Annotated in this window: 21 protein-coding genes and 1 pseudogene; 14 read left to right on the forward strand and 8 right to left on the reverse strand. The window is 65.4% G+C overall.

The window, feature by feature from the left end:
- Positions 1-122 precede the first annotated feature (122 nt).
- Complete coding sequence (locus ACEN98_RS17595) at positions 123-1,208, reverse strand: tartrate dehydrogenase (RefSeq protein ID WP_413386151.1); 1,086 nt, start codon at positions 1,206-1,208, stop codon at positions 123-125.
- Positions 1,209-1,314: 106 nt separating this feature from the next.
- Here ACEN98_RS17595 and ACEN98_RS17600 point away from each other — a divergent pair, with 106 nt between their 5' ends.
- Both ACEN98_RS17600 and ACEN98_RS17605 read left to right on the forward strand, forming a co-directional pair.
- Positions 1,315-2,235: a LysR family transcriptional regulator gene (locus ACEN98_RS17600; RefSeq protein WP_413386152.1), complete on the forward strand. Its 921-nt coding sequence runs from the start codon at positions 1,315-1,317 to the stop codon at positions 2,233-2,235.
- Positions 2,236-2,243: 8 nt separating this feature from the next.
- Positions 2,244-2,381: pseudogene (locus ACEN98_RS17605) on the forward strand (thioredoxin family protein); the annotation flags it as partial.
- Positions 2,382-2,411: 30 nt separating this feature from the next.
- Here ACEN98_RS17605 and ACEN98_RS17610 read toward each other — a convergent pair.
- From ACEN98_RS17610 to yihA, 3 genes are all read right to left on the reverse strand, one after another.
- A complete protein-coding gene (locus ACEN98_RS17610) occupies positions 2,412-3,659 on the reverse strand; it encodes an MFS transporter (RefSeq protein ID WP_413386153.1) in 1,248 nt (415 codons plus the stop codon).
- An 84-nt stretch (positions 3,660-3,743) separates the two neighbouring features.
- Positions 3,744-4,757 carry a porphobilinogen synthase gene (gene hemB / locus ACEN98_RS17615; protein ID WP_056126520.1) on the reverse strand — a complete coding sequence of 338 codons (1,014 nt, stop codon included), beginning with the start codon at positions 4,755-4,757 and terminating at the stop codon, positions 3,744-3,746.
- 14 nt (positions 4,758-4,771) lie between these two features.
- Positions 4,772-5,458 carry a ribosome biogenesis GTP-binding protein YihA/YsxC gene (gene yihA / locus ACEN98_RS17620; RefSeq protein ID WP_371765272.1) on the reverse strand — a complete coding sequence of 229 codons (687 nt, stop codon included), beginning with the start codon at positions 5,456-5,458 and terminating at the stop codon, positions 4,772-4,774.
- A gap of 175 nt (positions 5,459-5,633) precedes the next feature.
- Between yihA and ACEN98_RS17625 the strand changes: the two genes are divergently transcribed.
- The 6 genes from ACEN98_RS17625 to ACEN98_RS17650 all read left to right on the forward strand — a co-directional run bounded on the left by ACEN98_RS17625 (position 5,634) and on the right by ACEN98_RS17650 (position 11,691).
- Complete coding sequence (locus ACEN98_RS17625) at positions 5,634-6,317, forward strand: c-type cytochrome (protein WP_413386154.1); 684 nt, start codon at positions 5,634-5,636, stop codon at positions 6,315-6,317.
- 143 nt (positions 6,318-6,460) lie between these two features.
- A complete protein-coding gene (locus ACEN98_RS17630; RefSeq protein ID WP_413386155.1) occupies positions 6,461-8,554 on the forward strand; it encodes a cytochrome c biogenesis protein ResB in 2,094 nt (697 codons plus the stop codon).
- Positions 8,555-8,584: 30 nt separating this feature from the next.
- Positions 8,585-9,751, forward strand: a complete 1,167-nt coding sequence (gene ccsB, locus ACEN98_RS17635) for a c-type cytochrome biogenesis protein CcsB (RefSeq protein ID WP_413386156.1) — start codon at positions 8,585-8,587, stop codon at positions 9,749-9,751.
- A 120-nt stretch (positions 9,752-9,871) separates the two neighbouring features.
- Positions 9,872-10,849: a protein-methionine-sulfoxide reductase catalytic subunit MsrP gene (gene msrP, locus ACEN98_RS17640; RefSeq protein ID WP_413386157.1), complete on the forward strand. Its 978-nt coding sequence runs from the start codon at positions 9,872-9,874 to the stop codon at positions 10,847-10,849.
- Between the two features lie 13 nt (positions 10,850-10,862).
- The gene (locus ACEN98_RS17645) at positions 10,863-11,504 is read left to right on the forward strand and encodes a sulfite oxidase heme-binding subunit YedZ (protein ID WP_413340186.1); all 642 of its coding nucleotides are present in this window, start codon (positions 10,863-10,865) and stop codon (positions 11,502-11,504) included.
- A gap of 4 nt (positions 11,505-11,508) precedes the next feature.
- Complete coding sequence (locus ACEN98_RS17650) at positions 11,509-11,691, forward strand: hypothetical protein (protein WP_036239466.1); 183 nt, start codon at positions 11,509-11,511, stop codon at positions 11,689-11,691.
- Positions 11,692-11,842: 151 nt separating this feature from the next.
- Here ACEN98_RS17650 and lysA read toward each other — a convergent pair whose 3' ends face one another.
- Together lysA and lptM are read right to left on the reverse strand one after the other, a co-directional pair.
- A complete protein-coding gene (lysA, locus tag ACEN98_RS17655) occupies positions 11,843-13,114 on the reverse strand; it encodes a diaminopimelate decarboxylase (RefSeq protein ID WP_413386158.1) in 1,272 nt (423 codons plus the stop codon).
- Between the two features lie 11 nt (positions 13,115-13,125).
- On the reverse strand, positions 13,126-13,401 hold the full coding sequence (gene lptM / locus ACEN98_RS17660; protein ID WP_229412148.1) for an LPS translocon maturation chaperone LptM: 276 nt from the start codon (positions 13,399-13,401) through the stop codon (positions 13,126-13,128).
- 41 nt (positions 13,402-13,442) lie between these two features.
- On the opposite strand from lptM, the gene cyaY reads away from it, so the two are divergent.
- Positions 13,443-13,772, forward strand: a complete 330-nt coding sequence (cyaY, locus tag ACEN98_RS17665) for an iron donor protein CyaY (protein ID WP_056126539.1) — start codon at positions 13,443-13,445, stop codon at positions 13,770-13,772.
- A gap of 35 nt (positions 13,773-13,807) precedes the next feature.
- Here cyaY and ACEN98_RS17670 read toward each other — a convergent pair whose 3' ends face one another.
- Together ACEN98_RS17670 and ACEN98_RS17675 are read right to left on the reverse strand one after the other, a co-directional pair.
- The gene (locus tag ACEN98_RS17670; RefSeq protein WP_413386159.1) at positions 13,808-14,401 is read right to left on the reverse strand and encodes a PEP-CTERM sorting domain-containing protein; all 594 of its coding nucleotides are present in this window, start codon (positions 14,399-14,401) and stop codon (positions 13,808-13,810) included.
- 158 nt (positions 14,402-14,559) lie between these two features.
- Entirely contained in the window at positions 14,560-16,911 is a 2,352-nt protein-coding gene (locus ACEN98_RS17675) for a penicillin-binding protein 1A (RefSeq protein WP_413386160.1), read from the reverse strand.
- A 298-nt stretch (positions 16,912-17,209) separates the two neighbouring features.
- On the opposite strand from ACEN98_RS17675, the gene ACEN98_RS17680 reads away from it, so the two are divergent.
- Genes ACEN98_RS17680 through pilQ form a run of 5 tightly spaced genes read left to right on the forward strand, consistent with a single transcriptional unit; the run spans position 17,210 to position 22,263 of the window.
- Entirely contained in the window at positions 17,210-18,283 is a 1,074-nt protein-coding gene (locus ACEN98_RS17680) for a pilus assembly protein PilM (RefSeq protein WP_413386161.1), read from the forward strand.
- Entirely contained in the window at positions 18,283-18,912 is a 630-nt protein-coding gene (locus tag ACEN98_RS17685; protein ID WP_413386162.1) for a PilN domain-containing protein, read from the forward strand. Before ACEN98_RS17680 ends, ACEN98_RS17685 begins: the two co-directional genes overlap by 1 nt.
- On the forward strand, positions 18,909-19,577 hold the full coding sequence (locus ACEN98_RS17690) for a type 4a pilus biogenesis protein PilO (protein ID WP_413386163.1): 669 nt from the start codon (positions 18,909-18,911) through the stop codon (positions 19,575-19,577). Before ACEN98_RS17685 ends, ACEN98_RS17690 begins: the two co-directional genes overlap by 4 nt.
- Positions 19,574-20,113: a pilus assembly protein PilP gene (locus tag ACEN98_RS17695; protein ID WP_413386164.1), complete on the forward strand. Its 540-nt coding sequence runs from the start codon at positions 19,574-19,576 to the stop codon at positions 20,111-20,113. The genes ACEN98_RS17690 and ACEN98_RS17695 overlap by 4 nt, the downstream gene beginning before the upstream one ends.
- On the forward strand, positions 20,110-22,263 hold the full coding sequence (gene pilQ, locus ACEN98_RS17700; RefSeq protein WP_413386165.1) for a type IV pilus secretin PilQ: 2,154 nt from the start codon (positions 20,110-20,112) through the stop codon (positions 22,261-22,263). The genes ACEN98_RS17695 and pilQ overlap by 4 nt, the downstream gene beginning before the upstream one ends.
- Positions 22,264-22,274: the final 11 nt, after the last annotated feature.

Here is a 22,274-nt window from a genome sequence, read left to right on the forward strand (position 1 = left end):
CTCCTCGAAGATCGGTTGGGACGATGGATCTCCTTATCGTAGGCGCGAAGCGCCGGCGGGAACGGCCGTCGTGGGGGGCGCAAGTTGCGGGATGTTGTGTTTTTCAGGGCCGGTTCGGCATGTTATGCGGCACGAACCGCCTGCCCCGCCAGGAAACCGCACACGGCCCGCGTGACGTCCGCCGTCGTCGCCGTCCCGCCGAGGTCGCGGGTGTGCAGCGACGGCGTGGCGGTCACGCTTTCGATCGCGCGCATCACCTGCAGCGCCGCGCCGGACTCGCCCAGGTGGTCGAGCAGCATGGCGACCGACCAGAACGTGCCGATCGGATTGGCGAGGCCACGCCCCATGATGTCGAAGGCGGAGCCGTGGATCGGTTCGAACATCGACGGATAGCGGCCGTCCGGATCGATGTTGCCGGTCGGCGCGATGCCCAGGCTGCCGGCCAGGGCCGCGGCCAGGTCGCTGAGGATGTCGGCATGCAGGTTCGTCGCGACGATGGTGTCGAGCGTGGCGGGGCGGTTCACCATGCGGGCGGTCGCGGCGTCGACGAGTTCCTTGTCCCAGGCGACGTCCGGGAATTCCCTGGAGACCTGCAGCGCGATCTCGTCCCACATCACCATCGCGTGGCGTTGCGCATTGCTCTTGGTGATGACGGTCAGCCGTTTGCGCGGACGCGACTGCGCCAGCCGGAACGCGAAGCGCAGGATGCGCTCGACCCCGGCCCGCGTCATCATCGAGACGTCGGTCGCGGCTTCGATCGGATGGCCCTGGTGCACCCGGCCCCCCACGCCCGCGTACTCGCCCTCCGAGTTCTCGCGCACGATGACCCAGTCCAGGTCGTCCGGCGCGCAGCGTTTCAGCGGGGCGTCGATGCCCGGCAGGATGCGGGTCGGCCGCACGTTCGCGTACTGGTCGAAACCCTGGCAGATCTTCAGGCGCAGGCCCCACAGGGTGATGTGGTCGGGAATGTCCGGATCGCCGGCCGAGCCGAACAGGATGGCGTCCTTGCCGCGCAGCGCGTCGAGGCCGTCGGCCGGCATCATGACGCCGTGGCGCCGGTAATAGTCGCCGCCCCAGTCGAAGTCCTCGAACTCGACGCTGAACCCGGCGCCCGCCGCGGCCAGTGTTTCCAGTACCTCGCGCCCCGCCGGCACGACTTCCTTGCCGATGCCGTCGCCGGGAATGGTTGCGATCCGATATGTCTTCATGGTGCCTGTCTCCTGTCTGGATGATGTGGCGCTACTGTAGGTGCTGGACGAACGGAAACAGCATGGCTAGACTCAATGCATCTTTAACCTGGGATCAAGAATCGGGATGAGTACGGGCTTACAGCCGGCCGAACTGGGTTTTTTCGTGTCGCTGGCAACCTGCGGGAGCCTGAGCGGCGCGGCGCGTGAGCTCGGCGTCAGCACGGCCGCCGTCAGCAAGCGCCTGGCGCAGATGGAGGCACGGCTGGGCCTGCCCCTGGTGAATCGCACGACGCGCCGCATGAGCCTGACGCCCGATGGCGAAGTCCTGCTCGCGCACGCCCGGCGCATCCTGGACGACATCGCCGACCTCGACCAGTTGCTGGGCGCGTCGAAAGGCCAGCCCAAGGGCCAGCTGCGGGTGAACGCGACGCTGGGTTTCGGCCGTCTTCATGTCGCCCCCGCCATCTCGCAGTACGCGCTGCGGTATCCCGAGGTCGACGTCCAGCTGCAGTTGTCGGTCAGGCCGCCGCCCCTCACGGACGACCAGTTCGACGTCTGCATCCGGTTCGGCGCGCCCGCCGACGCACGCGTGATCGCGAAGAAACTGGCGAACAACCGCCGCCTGTTGTGCGCGTCGCCCGGGTACCTCGCGGCCCGCGGCGCGCCGGCGAGCCCCGCCGACCTCGCGCGCCACAACTGCATCTGCATCCGCCAGGGCGACGACGCCCACGGGACGTGGCGCCTGCACCGGGACGGCGCCGACGGCCCCGGCGAAACCGTCAAGGTGCGCGGCAACCTGGCGACCAATGACGGCGAAACCGCGGTCAACTGGGCGCTCGACGGCCACGGCATCCTGTTGCGTGCGGAATGGGATGTCGCGCGCTACCTCGACAGCGGACGGCTCGTGCAGGTCTTGCCGCAGTTCCTTACGCCCGATGCGGACATCTATGCGGTCTATCCGCAGCACCGGCAGCAGTCGGCGCGCGTGCGCACGCTGGTTGCTTTCCTGGCGCAGGCGTTCGACGTTTCGTTTCGCCGCGAATAAATTTCACCGTGGAGATCCGAGAAACTTTGGCCTATAAATTCGGCAACGGCAGCCGGACCGTGGCGATCTTTTCCGACGTGGATTGCGCACCGTGCCGCACGATGCACCGGGAAATCGAAAAGCTGGACGACACGACGGTGTACGTGTATCGCCGCGAACCAGAAAGCCCGCTGAGCCTACGGCCGGCCCGCCGCGGCCGCCTGCGGCTTGTGGAACCGCCCCAGCACGTGCAGGAGCACGAGCGTCGCCACGATCCATCCGATCAGGATGCCCCACACGGCATCGTAATCGCGCGCCGCATCGTGGAGCATGCCGAGCGCCGGCGGCGTCAGGACGATGGCGATCTGGTTGACGGTCATGGCGGCGCCGAGGGCCAGCCCGACGCTGTCCGCCGGTGCCGAATCCGCGATATAGGTCACCCAGGGACCATACCAGCCCAGCGCAAAAAAACCGAGCACGGCGATCAGCCCGAACAGCCAGGATCGCGGCGCGTCGACGGGCAGGCCGATCAGGGCAAGCAGGCCGATGCCCGTGGCCAGCATGCTGACCGCCACGGGCACGAACCGGTCGCCGGTCTTGCCGCAGCGGTCGCTCCAGATCGACAGGACGATGCGGCCGACACCTCCGCACAGCTGCATCGACAGCAGCATCCAGCCGCCCTCGCGTAACGGCAGGCCGAACCGGTCGCGCAGGAACAGCATCAGGAAGACGACGATGCCGTATTGCGTGCCGACCAGGGCCATGCCGGACCAGACGACGCGCTGCATCCACCGTTGACGCACCATCCGGACCAGGAAGAAGACGGTCAGCACGGCACGCTTGCCGGGACGGTCGGCCAGCGTGGGCGGACGATAGACCGCCCAGAACAGCAAGCCGGAAGCCAGCACGACGGCGACGCTGAACAGGAAGGCGGCGCGCCAGTCGCGCACGCCGACCAGGAACGGCAAGGCCGCCGCAGCCGCGGCGCCGCCGAGCGGCAGGCCCGCCTGCCGGATGCCCATCGCGATCCCCAGTTGATGGCCGTGGAACCATTGCGATACCGATCTGCTGCCGCCCGGCTGGACCGTGCTGTAGCCCATGCCGATCACGAACAGGGCGGCGCACAAGGCGAGGAAACCGGGTGCCACGCACGCGCCCACGAGGCCGAGGGCCATGATCAGCATGCCCGCGCCGATGATGGCCCGCTCCGACTTGCGGTCGAGCAGGTCGCCGACGAAGAGCAGGGTGAAGATCGGCGCCACGGTCGAGGCGGTGATGAGCAGGCCCACCTGGGTGGCGGACAGGTGCAGATCCTTTTGCAGGTACCCGGCCAGCACGGCGATACCTTGCGTGACGAACGCCGCGCCGGCCTGGAGCACGGTGGCGACGGCCAGGATCAGCCAGCGGTAGGGGGACGTCCGGGAATCCTTGGGAAAGGCAGGCATAAAACTGGAGATGTTACCGATCCAGGATTGCCGGACGCTATCGAAATGTCACACATGAACGATGTGTAACGTTTCAAGCGTGTTTTATGCCGCGGCCTTCAGGCGCCGCGCCACATCCATCGCGAAATAGGTGAGCACGCCATCCGCGCCGGCACGCTTGAACGACATCATGGTCTCCATGATGACCTTGTCCGGATCGAGCCAGCCGTTCTGGAACGCGGCCTGCAGCATCGCGTACTCGCCGCTGACCTGGTAGGCGAAGGTCGGCACCTTGAATTCGTCCTTCACGCGGCGCACGACGTCCAGGTAGGGCATGCCCGGCTTGACCATCACCATGTCCGCGCCTTCCGCGATGTCCAGCGCCACTTCGCGCAGGGCTTCGTCGCTGTTGGCCGGGTCCATCTGGTACGTGTTCTTGTCGGCCTTGCCCAGGTTGGCGGCCGAACCGACGGCTTCGCGGAACGGGCCGTAGTAGCCCGACGCGTACTTGGCCGAGTAGGCCATGATGCGCGTGTGGATCAGTTCCTTCTCTTCCAGCGCCACGCGGATCGCGCCGATGCGGCCGTCCATCATGTCCGACGGGGCGACGACGTCGACGCCGGCCTCGGCCTGGGCCAGCGCCTGGCGCGTCAGCATCGCGATCGTCTTTTCGTTGACGATGTAGCCGTTTTCGTCCGGCAGGCCGTCCTGGCCATGGGTCGTGTACGGGTCGAGGGCGACGTCCGTCATGATGCCCAGCTGCGGGAAGTGGCGTTTCAGCTCGCGCACGGCGCGCGGGACGAGGCCGTCCGGGTTCGTCGCTTCCACGCCGTCATAGGTCTTCAGCGATGCCTCGATGACGGGGAACAGCGCGAGCACGGGGATGCCCAGCGCGACCGCTTCCTCGGCCACCTTCAGCAGCAGGTCGACCGACAGCCGCTCCACGCCCGGCATCGACGCGACCTGCTGGCGCTGGTTCTGGCCGTCGAGGATGAACACGGGATAGATCAGGTCGGAGGCGGTGACGACGTTTTCGCGCATCAGGGCGCGCGAGAACGGGTCGCGGCGCATGCGCCGCATGCGCACGGCGGGGTATTGCGAAGGCGTGATGATCGGCATGGCGGTTCCAAAGGTTATTGTTCGGGATCGGCCGGATCGTCCTCCAGACCGAGCAGTTCGATGATCTTGTCGTTGGCTTCCTCGATGCCGATGCGTTTCAGGGCCGAGAACAGCTGGACGGTGAACGGAAAGCCGTTGCCTTCCTCGTCGACATAGCTGTCCAGCACTTGCTGCGCCTGGCGCAAGGCGTTGACGGATTCGTTGCGGTTGAGCTTGTCGACCTTCGTGAGGATGCAGTGGATCGGCTTGCCCGTCGGGGCGAACCATTCCAGCATCTGGATGTCGAGCTCGGTGAACGGGCGGCGCGAATCCATGATCAGGATGAGCGCGGCCAGCTGTTCCCGCCGCTGCACATAGTCGCCCAGCAGCCTTTGCCAGTGCAGCTTGGCATCGCCCGACACTTCCGCGTAGCCATAGCCCGGCAGGTCGACGAGCAGGCCCTCGATTTCCTCGACCTTGGTCGGATCCTTGCGGTGCATGGCGACGTGCGCCCCGCCGATCGAGAAGAAATTGATGTGCTGCGTACGGCCGGGCGTCTTGGACGCGAACGCGAGGCCCTTCTGGTTCGTCAGGATATTAATCGCCGTCGATTTGCCCGCATTGGACCGGCCGGCGAAGGCGATTTCCGGCACCTGGGTCTTGGGAAGATCCCGCAACTGGTTGACGGTCGTGAAGAAACGGGCTTGCCAGAGTTTGGACATGAGGGAAGTGGAGCGAAAAAGACAACGAAGGTGAGGGCAGGAAACAAAGGCTATTGTACAATAGGGAGTTACCTGCCGCCGGCGAGCTTGAAGGCTCCATTGCCGACGCGGGGGCACGCGCATGACCGCTGCACTGCAACTGCAAGTTTATCTTTGACTTTTTCAGGGTGCTTGAATGAATCGTGTGTTCCAACCGGCCGCGTGTGCGGCGATCGTGAAGTCCTTGCTGGCCAGTTTCCTCATCGTGGGCAGCGCCCTTGCAGCGGACGCGGCCCACGCGCCCCCGGCCGCCGCCAAGGCCGATCCGGCCAAGGGCGGTTCCCTCTACGACACCGGCGACAATGCCCGCGGCCTGCCGGCCTGCGCGTCGTGCCATGGCGCCGGCGGCAATTCGACCATCAACACGAACCCCAAGCTGGCAGGACAGATCGACAATTACCTGCACAAGCAACTCGTCGACTTCACGACGCCGGCCCGCAACCAGCCCGTGATGACGACGTACGCCAAGATGCTGAGCGACGACGAAAAGAAGAACATCGCCGCCTACCTCGCCACGCAGCAGCCCAAGCAGGGCGCCGCGCGCAACAAGGACACGCTGGAACTGGGCCGCAAGATCTATCGCGGCGGCATCGCCGACCGCGGCGTGGCCGCCTGCGCCAGCTGCCATGGCGCCACCGGTTCCGGCATTCCGGCCCAGTATCCGCGCGTGGCCGGCCAGCATCAGGATTACACTGTCGCCCAGCTGCAAGCGTTCAAAGCGGGTACACGCAGCAACAGCCCGCAGATGGCCACGCTGGCCAAGCGCCTGTCTGACGATGAAATGAAGGCAGTGGCGGACTATATCGCCGGCCTGAAGTGATACCCGGTATCAGCCGGTCAGAGTGAATAGAGCCGAATAATCGGCCTACAATAAAAAAGCAGGACAACAGGGAAGGGCGGCCGCGCAAGCGGTGCGCCCTTTTGTTGTATCCTCAATGAATGTTGTGTCTAGAGTGAAAGTCGATGAGTACCACCGGAATTGAACTGAAGACGCGCCGGCGCGGCGTAGCGGAAACGGTCGAACTGCTGTCCTCGATGCGTTTCGCAATCACCCTGCTGGTCATGATCGCGATTGCCGCCATCATCGGCACCATCATGCAACAGGACCGGGCGATGCCGGACTACGTGAACCAGTTCGGGCCGTTCTGGTTCGAAGTGTTCCGCAAACTGAGCCTGTACACGGTCTATTCGGCCTGGTGGTTCCTGCTGATCCTCGCGTTCCTGATCGTGTCCACGAGCCTGTGCATTGCGCGCAATGCGCCCAAGTTCATCCGCGACATGCGGAGCTGGCGTGATTCCGTGCGCGAAGAATCGCTGCGCAATTTCCATCACCGGAGCGAATGGACGGCGCCGCTGGACATGGTCCCGCTCGCGCAGCAGACGGCGTCCCGCCTCGTCGACGCCGGCTATAAAACGAAGATGGTCGACAAGGCGGGCGGCGTGCTCGTCGCCGCGAAAAAGGGCGCCGGCAACAAGTTCGGCTACATCTTCGCGCACACGGCCATCATCGTCATCCTGCTGGGCGGCCTGCTCGATTCGAACCTGCCTATCCGCTTCCAGCAATGGTTCATGGGCAAGACGCCGTATGCCGGCACGGGCCTCATCTCCGCCATCCCACCGCAGCACCGCCTGGGTCTCGGCAACCCGACCTTCCGCGGCAACACGATGATTCCGGAAGGCCAGGCCAGCGACACGGCGCTGCTCCAGCTGGCCGACGGCGTGCTCGTGCAGGATCTGCCGTTCACGATCGAGCTGCGCAAATTCATCATCGACTTCTACTCGACGGGCATGCCGAAGCTGTTCGCCAGCGAAGTCGTGATCCGCGACCACGAGACGGGCAAGGCGTTCCCCGCCACCATCAAGGTCAACGAGCCGCTGATCTACCGCGGCATTGCCGTCTACCAGTCCAGCTTCGAGGATGGCGGCAGCAAGCTCAAGCTGACGGGCTGGCCCATGACGGGCGCGAGCGACAAATCGTTCTCGTTCGAAGGCGAAGTCGGCAATGCGACCGAGTTGAAGCAGGGCGCCGACGTGTATTCGGTCGAGTGGTCGGGCTTCCGTCCGTTCAACGTCGAGAACACGAGCCAGAACAACGATGCGCGTGCCGTCACCAAGGGCAAGAGCCTTGAGGAACAGTTCGCCCAGACCTTGTCCCAGCACTCCGGCTCGGCCGCGAAGAACGTGGGCAACAAGGACCTGAAAAACGTCGGTCCCAGCGTGCAATACAAGCTGCGCGACAAGACGGGCCAGGCGCGCGAATTCCTGAACTACATGCAGCCCGTGACCCTGGACGGCCATGAAGTGTACCTGGCCGGCGTGCGCAACAATCCGTCCGACCAGTTCAGCTTCCTGCGCATCCCGGCCGACGACGAGCACGGCCTGCGCGAATGGATGCGCCTGCGCGCCGCGCTCGCCGACCCGTCGCTGCGGGAAGAAGCGGCCCGCCGCTACGCCGCGCGCGCGCTGCCGCCGGGCGACGCGAGCGGCGCGCTGTCCGCGCAGTTGCAGGAATCGGCCGCCAAGACGCTGGCCATCTTCGCGGGCGACGGCAACCAGGGCGGTTATCTCGCCGTGTCCAAATTCCTCGAACGCATCCCCGCCGCGGAGCAGGAAAAGGCGGCCACCGTGTTCATGAAGATGCTCAACGGCGCCATGTGGGAACTGTGGCAGGCTGCGCGTGTGCGCGCCGGCGAGCAACCCGCCACGCCCACCGAGGCCCACGGCCGCTTCCTGCAGCAGGCGACGAACGCCTTGTCCGACAGCTTTTTCTACGGCGCCCCCGTGTTCCTCGCGCTGGACGATTTCAAGGAAGTGAAGGCGTCAGTGCTGCAGGTGACGCGCTCGCCCGGCAAGAAAGTGGTCTATGTGGGCTGCCTGTTGCTGGTGCTGGGCATTTTCTCGATGTTCTACATCCGCGAGCGTCGCGTCTGGGTCTGGGTGAAACCGGCACCTGGCGGCGGCACGCATGCGCTGATGGCGATGAGCACGCAGCGCAAGACGCTCGATTTCGAGCGCGAATTCGAAGACTTGAAGACCAAATTGCCGCAATCGGCGTAAGCTAGCAGAGCAAGGAAACAGGAGACACCCATGGACATTTCATCCGCATCGCAAGCGCAAGGCGCGGCGTACACCCGCCCGCCGGGCTTCTTCAAGCGCCTCACGGCCATCGACTGGCTGTTCGGCGCCGGCCTGCTGACCGCCGCGCTGTACGCGCTGAGCCGTTTCGGCGCCTACATGGACATCTACGAGCGGGCGATCCTGGTGCTGGCCGCGCCGACGTTCGCCTTCGTCGGCTGGACCTTCAAGCCGGTACGCTGGCTGATGCCGCTCGTCGCGCTGCTGGCGCTGTGGGCGGTGCAATTGTACGGCGGCTCGCTCGATGCCGCGAACCAGAAATTTTTCCTGAAATACATGCTGTCGAGCCAGTCCGCGATCCTGTGGATGAGCGCGCTGTTCGTGTTCTCGACCGTGTTCTACTGGCTCGGTTTGCTCACGCGTTCGCCGTTCGGCGGCAGTGTCGGCTCCAAGCTGTGCTGGGCCGCCGTCGTGCTCGGCTTTACGGGCATGATGGTGCGCTGGTACGAGTCGTACCTCATCGGTACCGACGTCGGCCACATCCCCGTGTCGAACCTGTACGAAGTGTTCATCCTGTTCTCGATGATCACGGCGATGTTCTACCTGTACTACGAACAGCGTTACCAGACGCGCCAGCTGGGCCCGTTCGTGCTGCTCGTGATCTCGGCCGCCGTCGGCTTCCTGCTGTGGTACACGGTCGCGCGCGATGCCGCCGAGATCCAGCCGCTCGTGCCCGCGCTGCAGAGCTGGTGGATGAAGATCCACGTGCCGGCGAATTTCATCGGCTACGGCACGTTCGCGCTCGCGGCGATGGTCGGCTCGGCCTATCTGCTGAAGTCGCACGGCATCCTGGCCGACCGCCTGCCGTCCCTGGAAGTGCTGGACGACGTGATGTACAAGGCGATTTCCGTCGGCTTCGCGTTCTTCACCGTCGCCACGATCCTGGGCGCGCTGTGGGCGGCCGAGGCGTGGGGCGGCTACTGGTCGTGGGATCCGAAAGAGACGTGGGCGCTGATCGTCTGGCTGAACTACGCGGCCTGGCTGCACATGCGCCTGATGTCCGGCCTGCGCGGCCGCGCGGCGGCGTGGTGGGCCCTCGTCGGCCTCGTCGTGACGACGTTCGCCTTCCTGGGCGTGAACATGTTCCTGTCGGGCCTGCATTCGTACGGCAAGCTGTAATGTGTTCGATTATGTCCGTTGGCGGCAATTGGTAACAAATCGCCGCCCGGACAACCCGGTGGCGCCAGATGGTGTAACGTTGATATGTCGCGAGAAACATTACATACAGCCGGAGCCGCCATGTTGATCAGAAAAAATCCGAACGGCATCGATTTGCCGTTCCCGTCCGAAATCACGCCGCGCGAGGTCTACGAAGGCCGGCGCGCGTTCCTCGCCAAGGTCGCGGCCTCGGCCGTCGTCGGCTCGTCGCTGTGGGAAATGGCCACCCGCGAGGCATTCGCGCAGGGCACCGTGCCGAAACTGCCGGCCACGCGCAACCCGGCCTTTTCGACGAACGAGAAGCAGACCTCGTTCGAAGACGCGACCCACTACAACAATTTCTACGAATTCGGCACGGACAAGGCCGACCCGGCCGCCAACGCGCATACGCTACGCACGCGACCGTGGACCGTGCAGATCGAAGGCGAAGTCAAGAAACCGCAAACGATCGACCTCGACCGCCTGGTAAAACTGGCGCCGCTGGAAGAGCGGATCTACCGCCTGCGCTGCGTGGAGGGCTGGTCGATGGTGATTCCGTGGGTCGGCTATTCGCTCTCGAGCCTGATCCGCCAGGTCGAACCGACGAGCAACGCGAAATACATCGAATTCACGAGCCTGGCCGACCGCAGCCAGATGCCGGGCGTAAAAAGCCGCGTGCTGGAATGGCCGTACGTGGAAGGCTTGCGGATGGACGAGGCGATGCACCCGCTCACCCTGCTGACGGTCGGCATGTACGGCCAGGTGCTGCCGAACCAGAACGGCGCGCCCGTGCGCATCGTCGTGCCGTGGAAATACGGCTTCAAGTCGGCGAAATCCATCGTCAGGATCCGCTTCCTGCGCGACCAGCCGCGCACGGCGTGGAACGGCATCGCGCCCGACGAATACGGCTTTTATTCGAACGTGAACCCGAACGTCGACCACCCGCGCTGGTCGCAGGCGACCGAGCGGCGCATCGGCGAGGGCGGCCTGTTCACGCCCAAGCGCAAGACGCTGCTGTTCAACGGCTATAACGAGGTCGCCTCGCTGTACACGGGCATGGATCTCAAGAAAAATTTCTGAGCCGGGGGCTGTCATGGCATTCAACCCGAGCTCGACGCAGTTCAAGGCCCTGAAGGCGGTCATCTTCGTGCTGGCGCTGCTGCCGTTCCTGCGCATGGCGTGGCTGACGGCGGCCGGGGTGCCCGTCGACCCGGTCGAATTCCTCACGCACGGCAGCGGCGACTGGGCCCTGTACCTGCTGTGCGCGACGCTCGCCATCACGCCGCTGCGCCGCCTGACGGGCTGGAACTGGGTCGTACGGCTGCGGCGCATGGCGGGCCTGTTCACGTTCTTCTACGCGTTCATGCACTTCATGACGTTCCTGTGGTTCGACCATTTCTTCGACGTGGCCGCCATGTGGAAGGACGTGCTGAAGCGCCCGTTCATCACGGTGGGTTTCGCCGCCTTCGTGCTGCTGATCCCGCTGGCCGTGACGAGCACCAATGCGATGATCAGGCGGCTCGGCCGCAACTGGGCCCTGCTGCACAAGGTGATCTACGTGATCGCGCCGCTGGCGATCCTGCACTACTGGTGGATGAAGGCGGGCAAGCACAACTTCGAACAGCCCATCGTGTGGGGCAGCGTCGTCGGCGTGTTGCTGCTGTTGCGCGTGTGGTGGAGCCTCAGCCGCACGCGTGCCGAAAAACGTATTACACCTGCTTCCGTGCGATCATGACGACATGAAGTGGCCCCTTGCGCTGGTGATCGTCGTCGTATTGGCCCTCGTGCTCGTATTCGGCATGGGGCGGCCGCGCTATGGCCTGCTCGAACGCTGTCTCGACCTGGGCGGTCGCTGGAACGAGCAGGCTGCCGCGTGCGCGGCGCAGATGTGGCCGGATGACCGGTCCAGGGGGCGGGAATGATCGGCCGGTTGTGACCTGTTGCCGGCGTTACGCGTGGGCGGGGGCCGCCCACCCTACGTCAACCGGACAATGCGCAGTAGGGTGGGCACCCCGTGCCCACGCGTAATGTTCGCGTGATGCCGGCGTTACGCGTGGGCGGGGGCCGCCCACCCTACACGATGGTCTCGAGCGCGAACAGGTCCGCCGGATTCTCGCGCTTGCGGATGACATGCACCTGGTCCCCGTCGACGAGCACTTCGGCCGCACGGCCGCGCGTGTTGTAGTTCGACGCCATCGTGAAGCCATAGGCACCGGCCGCCATCATGGCCAGCACGTCGCCCGGCTCGACGGCCAGCGCGCGGTCACGGGCGAGCCAGTCGCCCGATTCGCACACGGGGCCCACGAGGTCGTAGGTCACCGCGCTGCTATCGCGCTGCACGACCGGCTTGACGTCCATCCAGGCCTGGTACAAGGTCGGACGGGCCATGTCGTTCATGGCGGCGTCGACGACGCAGAAGTTCTTTTCCTCGCCCGGCTTGAGGAATTCGACGGACATCAGCAGCACGCCCGTGTTGCCCACGATGGAGCGGCCCGGCTCGAAAATCACCTTGATCGGCTGGCCACCGTGCTTTTCCGCGCGCCACGCGTCCACGCGCGCGAACACGCGCTCGACGTAATGCGAGATCGGTACCGGCGAGTCCTCGCCCGTGCCATAGTCGATGCCCAGGCCGCCGCCCACGTCCACGTGGTGCAGGTGGATGCCCTCGGCCGCCAGTGCGTCGATCAGTTCGATCAGCTTGTCCAGCGCTTCCAGCAGAGGCGCGTCGTCCAGCAGCTGCGAGCCGATGTGGCAGTCGATGCCGACGACGTCCAGGTGCGGCAGCTGCGCTGCGGTGCGGTAGGTGTCCAGCGCGTCCGAGAACGCGACGCCGAATTTACTCGCCTTCAGGCCGGTGGCGATGTACGGGTGGGTCTTCGGGTCGACGTTCGGGTTCACGCGCAGCGAGATGGGCGCGCGCTTGCCCATGCGGCCGGCGACTTCGTTGATGCGGTGCAGTTCGGGAATCGACTCGACGTTGAAGCACAGGATGCCCTTTTCCAGCGCCAGCGCGATCTCGGCGGCCGTCTTGCCGACGCCCGAGAAGATGACCTTGCCCGGGTCGCCGCCGGCCGCGATCACGCGCAGCAGTTCGCCGCCCGACACGATGTCGAAGCCGGCGCCCTGGCGCGCGAGCAGGTCGAGGATGGCCAGGTTGGAGTTCGCCTTCATCGCATAGCAGACCAGCGCGTCGCGGCCCGCGCACGGGCGCGCGTAGCCGGCGAAGTTTTCCAGCAACTGGGCTTTCGAGTAGACGTAGGTCGGGGTGCCGTGTTCGGTGGCGATCCTGGACAGGGGAACGCGTTCGGCGTGCAGGACGCCGTCTTGATAAGTGAAGTGAGACATGAAATCGGTGCTTACTGTTGGGTGGCCGGCGGCGTCTGGTTGTTCGCTTCGGTATTGTTCGCATTCGAACCGGCGGCGGGGACGGTCACGCCGGCAGCGGGTGCCGGCGGGGAGATCTGGACCGCCGGAGTGGCCGTGTTCGTGGTGGTGCCGGCCGGGGCGGCGCTGGTAGGCGCGGCTCCGGGACGGGCGGGGGGCTTGGGCATGTAGAGCGGACCGGTCTGGCCGCAGGCCGACAGCGCCATCAGGGTCGCCAGGCTTGTCAGGAGCGCAAATGGGGACTTCACGATTAGAATCACGGTTTGATTAGCAGACCTTGGAGTGTAGCATGACCGAATCCGAATTTTTGGCCCTGGCCGAGTCCACCCTGAACGACATCGAGCAGGCATTCGACCGCCTGTTCGAGCAGGATATCGTCGACGTCGAGTGCAAGCGCAGCGGCAACGTGCTCGAGATCGAGTTCGTCGACAACGGCTCGAAAATCATCGTCAACAGCCAGGCGCCGTTGCAGGAAATGTGGATCGCCGCCCGCGCCGGCGGCTTCCACTACAAGCGCGTGGGCGACGAGTGGCGCAATACGCGCGACGACACGGAGTTCTTCACGTCGCTGTCCGACTTCGCCACCCAGCAGGGCGGCGCGCCGGTCAAGCTGCGCTGACGGCGAAAAAAAGCCGGCGGGCGCCGGCTTCCAGGTCAGGCCAGCGTGGCCTGCTTGCCGCGCTGGCGGCGCCGCTGCGCGAAGCCCAGCGCGCCGATGGCCATCAGTGCGATCGACGCCGGTTCCGGCACGGCCGCGGTGTCGATGAACTGCGTGTTGTCCTGCTGGGAGGCGAACAGGTTCAGCAGCTGGATAGGACCGTTCGCGCTGACGATCGTCGCCGTGAAGGTCAGGGTATCCCAGGTCAGCGGAGGCAGGCTGTAGAGGGGCAGGCGCACGTCGGAGCAGCATCCCGCCGCGTTGTTCACGGTTCCGGACAGGACGCTGAGTCCGCCCAGCGAGAAGTCGTAGGTGGCATCCTCGGTGAGCTGGCCGCTGCCGTTCCACATCTGGTAATTGAAAAAGAATCCCCCGGTGGTCTTGAACGCCTTGTTGGCGGGGGCGTTGACCGTCACCGTCAACGAATCGCCCACAAAGAGCGTCGCGCCGACGTCGCCCGTCCCGGACAGGATCGAGAAACTGGGCGCCGTCGCGGTGTAGGCCACCGAATACACGGTCGCGTTGGCGGACTGTACCGAAAAGATGCCGGAAAGAAGAGCGAAAGCGATTGCAGGTATTTTTTTGATCATGTTATTGGCTCCCCAGGAAAGGACAGTGTTGGACGTCGGCTTCCTGTTGAGCAATCTTCATGCCATTTTGCAACGCAAACGCTTTGCCTTTTAGAAACAACAACTTGAACGAACAGTGTTCCAAGCGAGCAATTCAACTGTAAAGACTTCCGACAGTTTCAGAACAACTCGTTGCGCACGGCGTCGCGCGACTTCTGCTCGGCCGCCGGGGCCACCGGCCCCACGTCCAGCGACTGCACGCCCGTGCCCGGCGGATTCTCGGCGTAATAGTACTCGTCGCCGTACTGCACGAGCCCCGGCGGCACCGGACGCTCGACCACCGGCTCGGACTTCAGCGCCTTCTGCATGAAGCCGATCCAGATCGGCAGCGCCAGGCCGCCGCCCGTTTCCCTGTTGCCCAGGTTGCGCGGCTGGTCGTAGCCGATCCACGCGATGCCCACCAGGTGCGGCTGGTAGCCGGCGAACCACGCGTCGATCGAATCGTTCGTCGTCCCCGTCTTGCCCGCGATGTCCGTGCGCTTCAGCACCTGCGATGCCTTCGCCGCCGTGCCGTAGCGGGCCACGTCCTTCAGCATGCTGTCCATCAGCCACGCATTGCGCTCGTCGATGACGCGGTTGGCTTCGACGCCGGCGCGGTCCGGACGCGCTTCCGACAACACCTTGCCGTCGGCATCCGTCACCTTGGAGATGATGTAGGGGCTGATGCGGTAGCCGCCGTTGGCGAACACCGAATAGGCGCCGGCCATCTGCAGCGGCGTCGTCGCACCCGCGCCCAGCGCGAGCGTCAGGTACGGCGGGTTCTTGTCCGGATCGAAGCCGAAGCGCGTCGCGTATTCCTGGCCGTAGCGGGCGCCGATCTTGTTCAGGATGCGGATCGAGATCATGTTCTTCGACTTGGTCAGGCCACGCCGCATCGTCATCGGGCCTTCGTACTTGTTGTCGTAGTTCTTCGGTTCCCACGCCTGGCCGCCTGTCGCACCCGCGTCGAACGAGATCGGCGCATCGTTGATCAGGGTGGCGGGCGAGAAGCCGCGCTCCAGCGACGCCGAATAGATGAACGGCTTGAACGACGATCCCGGCTGGCGCCACGCCTGCGTCACGTGGTTGAACTTGCTGCGGTTGAAGTCGAAGCCGCCCACCAGCGCGCGGATCGCGCCGTCGTCCGGGCTCACCGCGATGAAGGCGGATTCCACTTCCGGCATCTGCGTGATGCGCCATGACGAATCGTCGTCCTGCATGACGCGGATGACGGCGCCGCGGCGCAGGCGCCGGGTCTCGGCCGCCTTCGGTGACAGCCAGTCCCGGGCGAACGCCAGGCCGGCACCCGTCATCGTGATGTCCTCGCCGGACGCCAGCACCGCCTTCACCTGCGTGGGCGACGCCGCCATCACGACTGCCGCGACGATGCCGTCCGAATCCGGATGCTCGGCCAGCTCCGCCTCGATGGCTTCGTCGGCTTCGCCCTTGGCGGACGGGATCTCGATGTATTTTTCCGGGCCGCGGTACGGGTGGCGGCGCTCGTAGTCCATCACGCCGCGGCGCAGCGCGAGGTAGGCGGCGTCCTGGTCGGCCTTGGTGATCGTCGTGAACACGTTCAGGCCGCGCGTATAGGTGTCTTCCTTGAACTGCTCGTACACGAGCTGGCGCGCCATCTCGGCCACGTATTCCGCATGCACGCCGAACGCCGTGCTGTCCATCTTGATCTTGAGTTCCTCGTTCTTCGCCTGTTCGTACTGGGCGTCGGTGATGTAGCGCAGGTCGTGCATGCGCTGCAGGATGTACTGCTGGCGCACGCGCGCGCGCTTCGGATTGACGACCGGGTTGTACGCGGACGGCGCCTTCGGCAGGCCGGCCAGCATCGCCGCTTCCGCGACCGAGATGTCTTTCAGATCCTTGCCGAAGTAGATCTGCGCGGCCGACGAGAAGCCGAACGCGCGCTGGCCCAGGTAGATCTGGTTCATGTAAACCTCGAGGATCTGGTCCTTGGTGAGGTTCTTTTCGATCTTGTACGCGAGCAGGGCCTCGTACGCCTTGCGCTTGAGGGTCTGCTCGGACGACAGGAAGAAGTTGCGGGCCACCTGCTGCGTGATGGTCGACGCGCCCTGGCGCGCGCCGCCGGTGGCGTTGTGGATGGCCGCGCGCAGGATGCCCCAGTAGTCGACGCCGCCGTGTTCGTAGAAGCGGTCGTCCTCGATGGACAGCACGGCCTTCTTCATCACGTCCGGGATGTCCTTGAAGTGGACGAGGGTGCGGCGCTCCTCGCCGAATTCGCCGATCAGGACGTTATCGGCCGTGAAGATCCGCAGCGGCATCTTGGGCCGGTAGTCGGTCAGGGTGTCGAGGGCGGGCAGGTTCGGGTACGCCATCGCCAGCGCGAACACGACCACGAGCACCCCGCAGACGGCCAGACCGGCCAGCGTGGCGAGGATGGTCAGGAGGATGCGCTTGGGTGTGTGCTTCGGCGAAGGAGACTGCGGCGCGGGGCTGGCCCCGTTTTGGGATGCTTTCATGCGTAATGTCGGTCGCTTTATTGATCCATTTCATTATAAGTCACGCTTGTATCTGAGGCACGGCGTGACAAGCGGACAATAGGTGTGAAAACAGAGGCAAGATTGATTGATATCAGAGTGAAAGGAGTGTCGTTTTCATGCTGCGCACTATTATGTTCCCGTGTAGAAATTTCTTGTCCTCATACATCAGTATTGCTACGATTCAATACCGTGCCTGATATATATGCACTGTATTTCTACCATTTCAACAGTTCCCCAAGCGGGCGTTCAAAGAAGCAGCAGATAGGGGAGTGCGCTCGTGATCAGTCTAGGTTCCTTGTTCGGACAAAAGAGCCCGCCGCTCGTCGGGCTCGACATCAGTACGTCCGGCGTGCGCCTGGTCGAGTTGTCCGACGGCGGCAAGGGTGAGTTGCGGCTGGAGCGCCATGCGGCGGAACCGCTGCCGCGCGGCGCCGTCGTCGACGGCAACATCGAGAACATCGACGCGGTGTCGGACGCCGTGCGCCGCGTCGTGCAGAAGAGCGGCACCCGCATCAAGCACGTGGCGCTCGGCATGCCGCCGGCCGCCGTCATCACCAAGAAGATCATCCTGCCTGCCGGCCTGCCGGAAGACCAGCTCGAAGTGCAGGTCGAGTCCGAGGCCAGCCAGTACATCCCGTTCGCGCTGGACGAGGTCAGCCTCGACTTCGACGTGATCGGCCCCGTCGCCAGTTCGCCCGAGGACATGGAAGTGATGCTGGCCGCGGCGCGCCGCGAAAAGGTCGAGGACCGCGTGGCCATCGCCGAAGCGGCCGGGCTCACGGCCACCGTGATGGACATCGAATCGTACGCCGCCCGCGCCGCGCTGCAGCGCCTCCTCGACAACGACAACGGTCCGCGCGACCGCATCGTCGCGCTGTTCCAGATCGGCGCCAACGCGACCCACGTCTCCGTGCTGCAGAACGGCGACACCGTCTACGAGCGCGAGCAGCCGTTCGGCGGCGTGCAGCTCACGCAGGACGTCGTGCGCGCCTACGGCCTGTCGTTCGAGGAAGCGGAATCGCGCAAGAAGACGGGCGACCTGCCGGACAACTACCGCGCCGACCTGCTGGCGCCCTGGCTCGAAAACGCCGCGCTGGAAGTCACGCGCGCGATCCAGTTCTTCTACACGTCGACGCCGTACACGCGCATCGACCAGATCGTCCTCGCCGGCGGCAGCGCCCAGTTGCCCGGCCTGCCCGACATCATCGCCGGCCGCACGCGCATCGCGACCTCCGTCGTGGCGCCGTTCGCCGGCATGCAGCTGGCTCCCGCCGTGCGCGAGCAGCAGCTGCGCACGGACGGTCCCGGCTATCTCGTCGCCTGCGGCCTGGCACTGCGGAGGTTCGGCTGATGATCCGCATTAACCTGCTCCCGCACCGGGAAGCGAAGCGCAAGCAGAAACAGGCCGCGTTCATCGCGTTGCTGGCGCTGGGCGGCCTGGTCGGCGTCGCGCTCGTGCTGCTCGTCGGCGCGTACAACGCCAGCCGCATCGCCACGCAGAACGAACGCAACCTGGTGCTCAAGAACGCCAACGCGGAACTGGACAAGAAGATCGGCAAGATCGCCAGCCTGAAGGCCGAGATCGAGGCGCTGAAGGCGCGCCAGCAGGCCGTCGAGGACTTGCAGGGCGACCGCAACCAGCCCGTCTACCTGCTCGACGAACTGGTGCGCCAGACGCCGGACGGCGTGTACCTGAAAAGCTTCAAGCAGGACGGCCAGCGCGTGCTGCTGAACGGCTATGCGCAGTCGCAGGAGCGCGTGGCGGAGCTGCTGCGCAACCTGTCCGGCAGCTCGCCGTGGCTGGAGCGCCCGGACCTGACCGAGGTGCGCGCGGCCACGCTCGCGCAGAGCAAGACCGGCCGCAAGGTCGTCGAATTCACGTTGAACGTCGCGATCAAGCGCGCTCGCACGAGCGACGACGACAAGGACGCCAGGCCGTCCACGACAAAATCGGGTAACAGCGCGGGCGCGAAGTCATGAACATCGATCTGAAACAGTCTTTCGCCGACCTGGCCGCCCAGTTCGAGGGCCTGCAGGGACGCCATCCCGGCCTGTGGCCGCTGGCGCCGCGCCTGTTGTGCGCGGCCGGCGTGATGGCGGCCGTCCTCGGCCTCGGCTACTTCTTTTACTGGAGCGGCCAGTTCGAGGAGCAGGCCGCTCTGGCCGCGCAGGAACTCAAGCTGCGCGACGACTACAAGGTCAAGATGGCGCAGGCGATCAACCTGGACGCGCTGGAAGCCCAGCAGCAGCAGGTGAACCGCTACGTCGAGCGGCTGGAAAAGCAGTTGCCGAGCAAGGCCGAGATGGCCGCGCTGCTGTCCGACATCAACCAGGCCGGCATCGGCCGCGGCCTGCAGTTCGAACTGTTCAAGCCGGGCCAGGTCGTCGTCAAGGATTACTACGCCGAGCTGCCGATCGACATCAAGGTCACGGGCCACTACCACGACATCGGCGAATTCGCGGCCGACATGGCCAGGATGCCCCGCATCGTCACCCTGAACAACCTGGCGCTCACCGCCGGCAAGGACGGCACGCTGTCGCTCGACGCGATCGCCAAGACCTTCCGCTACCTCGACCAGGACGAACTGGATGCGCAGGCCAAGGCCCGCAAGGCGAAGAAGACCGCCAAGAAGGGGAAGGCATGAGCCCGCGCATCGCGATCGGCGCCCTGATGGCGACCCTGCTGCTGGCCGGCTGCGGCGATTCCGACGTGCGCGAAGTGCGCGACTGGATGGAACAGGTCAAGCGCGACACGCGCCCGGCCGTGAAGCCGCTGCCCGAGCCGAAGGACTTCCTGCCTTACGCGTACGGCGCGAAGGACGCCATCGACCCGTTCGATGCGAACAAGCTGCTGGGCGAACTGGCCCGCACGGCCGCGACGTCGAACAACCCGAACCAGCCGGACCTGCAGCGCCCGCGCGAGCAGCTGGAGACCTTTCCGCTCGACACCATGCAGATGGTCGGCACGATGGAAAAGGGCGGCACGCGCTTCGCGCTGCTGCAGATCGAACGCGCGCTGTACCAGGTGAAGGCCGGCCAGCGCATCGGCCAGAACTTCGGCGTCGTGACGCACGTAGGCGAGGACGCCGTGGACATCCGCGAAGTGGTGCAGGACGCCGCCGGAGAATGGACGCAACGCATGACGAAGCTGGAGCTGCAAACCAAGGAGAACCGTAAATGACCCGATTCCTTTCCGCCGCGGGCGGCATGCTGCTGGCGCTTGCCACGGTGTGCGCCTGGGCCCAGGACAACGCGATCGAGTCGATCAGCGCCAACCAGCAGGGCGGCAACGTCGTCATCCGCGTGGGCATGAAGGCGCCGCCAAAGCAGCTGCCGATCGGCTTTTCGATCACCAACCCGGCCCGCATCGCGCTCGATTTCGGCGCCACCGCCAACGCCACCGGCAAGAACGTCCAGGACATCAACCTGGGCGACGTGCGCGGCGTGAACGTCGTGCAGGCGGGCGAGCGCACGCGCCTCGTGCTGAACCTGAAGCGCGTACTGAACTACGCGACCGCCGTCGACGGCAAGGATGTCATCGTCACCGTCGAAGGCTCGGGCGCGCCCGCGCGCGCCATCGACGCCGCCGGCGAGCCGGCCCGCGCGGCAAGCGCAGTCCCGGCCAGCCTGCCGCTGCTGCGCGATCTCGATTTCCGCCGCGGCACCCATGGCGAAGGCCGCATCGTCGTCGACCTGCCGAACGGCCAGGTCGCCGTCGACGTGCGCCAGGTCGGCTCGCAGATCCTCGTCGATTTCATGAAAACCGGCGTGCCGCCGACCTTGCGCCGGCGCCTGGACGTGACCGACTTCGGCACGCCCGTGTCGCGCATCACGACGACGACCAAGGGCGAGAACACGCACATGGTCGTCGAAGCGCACGGCAACTGGGAGCAGAGCGTCTACCAGAGCGACACGCAGCTCGTCATCGACGTCAAGCCCGTCAAGGAAGATCCGAACCGGCCGGCCGGCGGCGCAGGCGGCGCGGGCTACCGCGGCGAGAAGCTGTCGTTCAACTTCCAGAACGTCGAGGTGCGCCAGGCGCTGCAGGCGATCGCCGACATCTCGGGCCTGAACATCATCACGAGCGATTCCGTCACCGGCAACCTCACGCTGCGCCTGAAGGACGTGCCGTGGGACCAGGCGCTGGACGTTGTCCTGCAGGCCAAGGGCCTCGACATGCGCAAGAACGGCAACGTGCTGTGGATCGCGCCGAAGGAAGAACTGCTGACCAAGGAAAAACTGGAGCTCGAGCAGAAGGCCCAGATCTCCGACCTGGAACCGCTGCGCTCCGAGATCTTCCAGCTGAACTACCAGAAGGCCGAGTCGTTCCGCACCGTGTTCGGCCTCGACCAGAACGGCGGCGCCAGCGGCGACGGCGGCGGCAAGAACCGCGTGCTGTCCAAGCGCGGCAGCGCCATCATCGACCCGCGCACGAACCAGCTGTTCGTCACGGACATCGCATCGAAGATCGAAGACATCCGCAAACTGATCCAGAAGACCGACATCGCCACCAGGCAGGTGCTCGTCGAGGCGCGCCTCGTGGAAGCGAACGACGGTTTCTCGCGCAACCTCGGCGCCAAGCTCGGTTTTGCCGACCTGCGCACCTTGCGCGGCGGCGACACGGGCTACCAGGTCAGCGGCAACCAGCGCGTGGCCATCGGCGGCAACCTGACGGGCGTGGGCCAGGTCACGGGCCAGACGCCGGACAAGGGCGACGGCTACACCAACACCACGCTCGTGAACCTGCCTGCGGCCGGCATCAACGGCACGAATGCGCCGTCGATCGCATTCTCCCTGTTCTCGTCGGCGGCGAACCGCTTCCTCAACCTGGAACTGTCCGCGCTGGAAGCGGACGGCAAGGGCAAGATCATCTCCAGCCCGCGCGTGGTCACCGAGGACAACGTCCCGGCCATCATCGAGCAGGGCGTCGAGCTGCCGTACCAGCAGGCCACGAGCAGCGGCGCCACGTCGGTCACGTTCAAGAAGGCGAACCTGAAGCTGGAAGTCACGCCGCAGATCACCCCGGACGGCAACGTCGTGCTGGACGTGGACGTGGCCAAGGATTCGAAGGGCGAGGCGACCGCGTCGGGCTTCGCCATCAACACGCAGCACGTGAAGACCAAGGTGATGGTCGAGAACGGCGGCACGGTGGTCCTGGGCGGCATCTACCAGATGACCGAGACCCGCAACGACAACAAGGTGCCGCTGTTCGGCGACATCCCGGTCGTGGGCAATCTGTTCAAGTCGACGTCGCGCCAGAACACCAAGACCGAGCTGCTCGTCTTCATCACGCCGAAGATCGTGGCCGAGCGCCTGCAGAACGGTCATTGACGGAATCATCA

The sequence above is a fragment of the Massilia sp. CT11-137 genome, assembly GCF_047302885.1.
Taxonomy (GTDB): Bacteria; Pseudomonadota; Gammaproteobacteria; order Burkholderiales; family Burkholderiaceae_D; genus Telluria; species Telluria orientalis.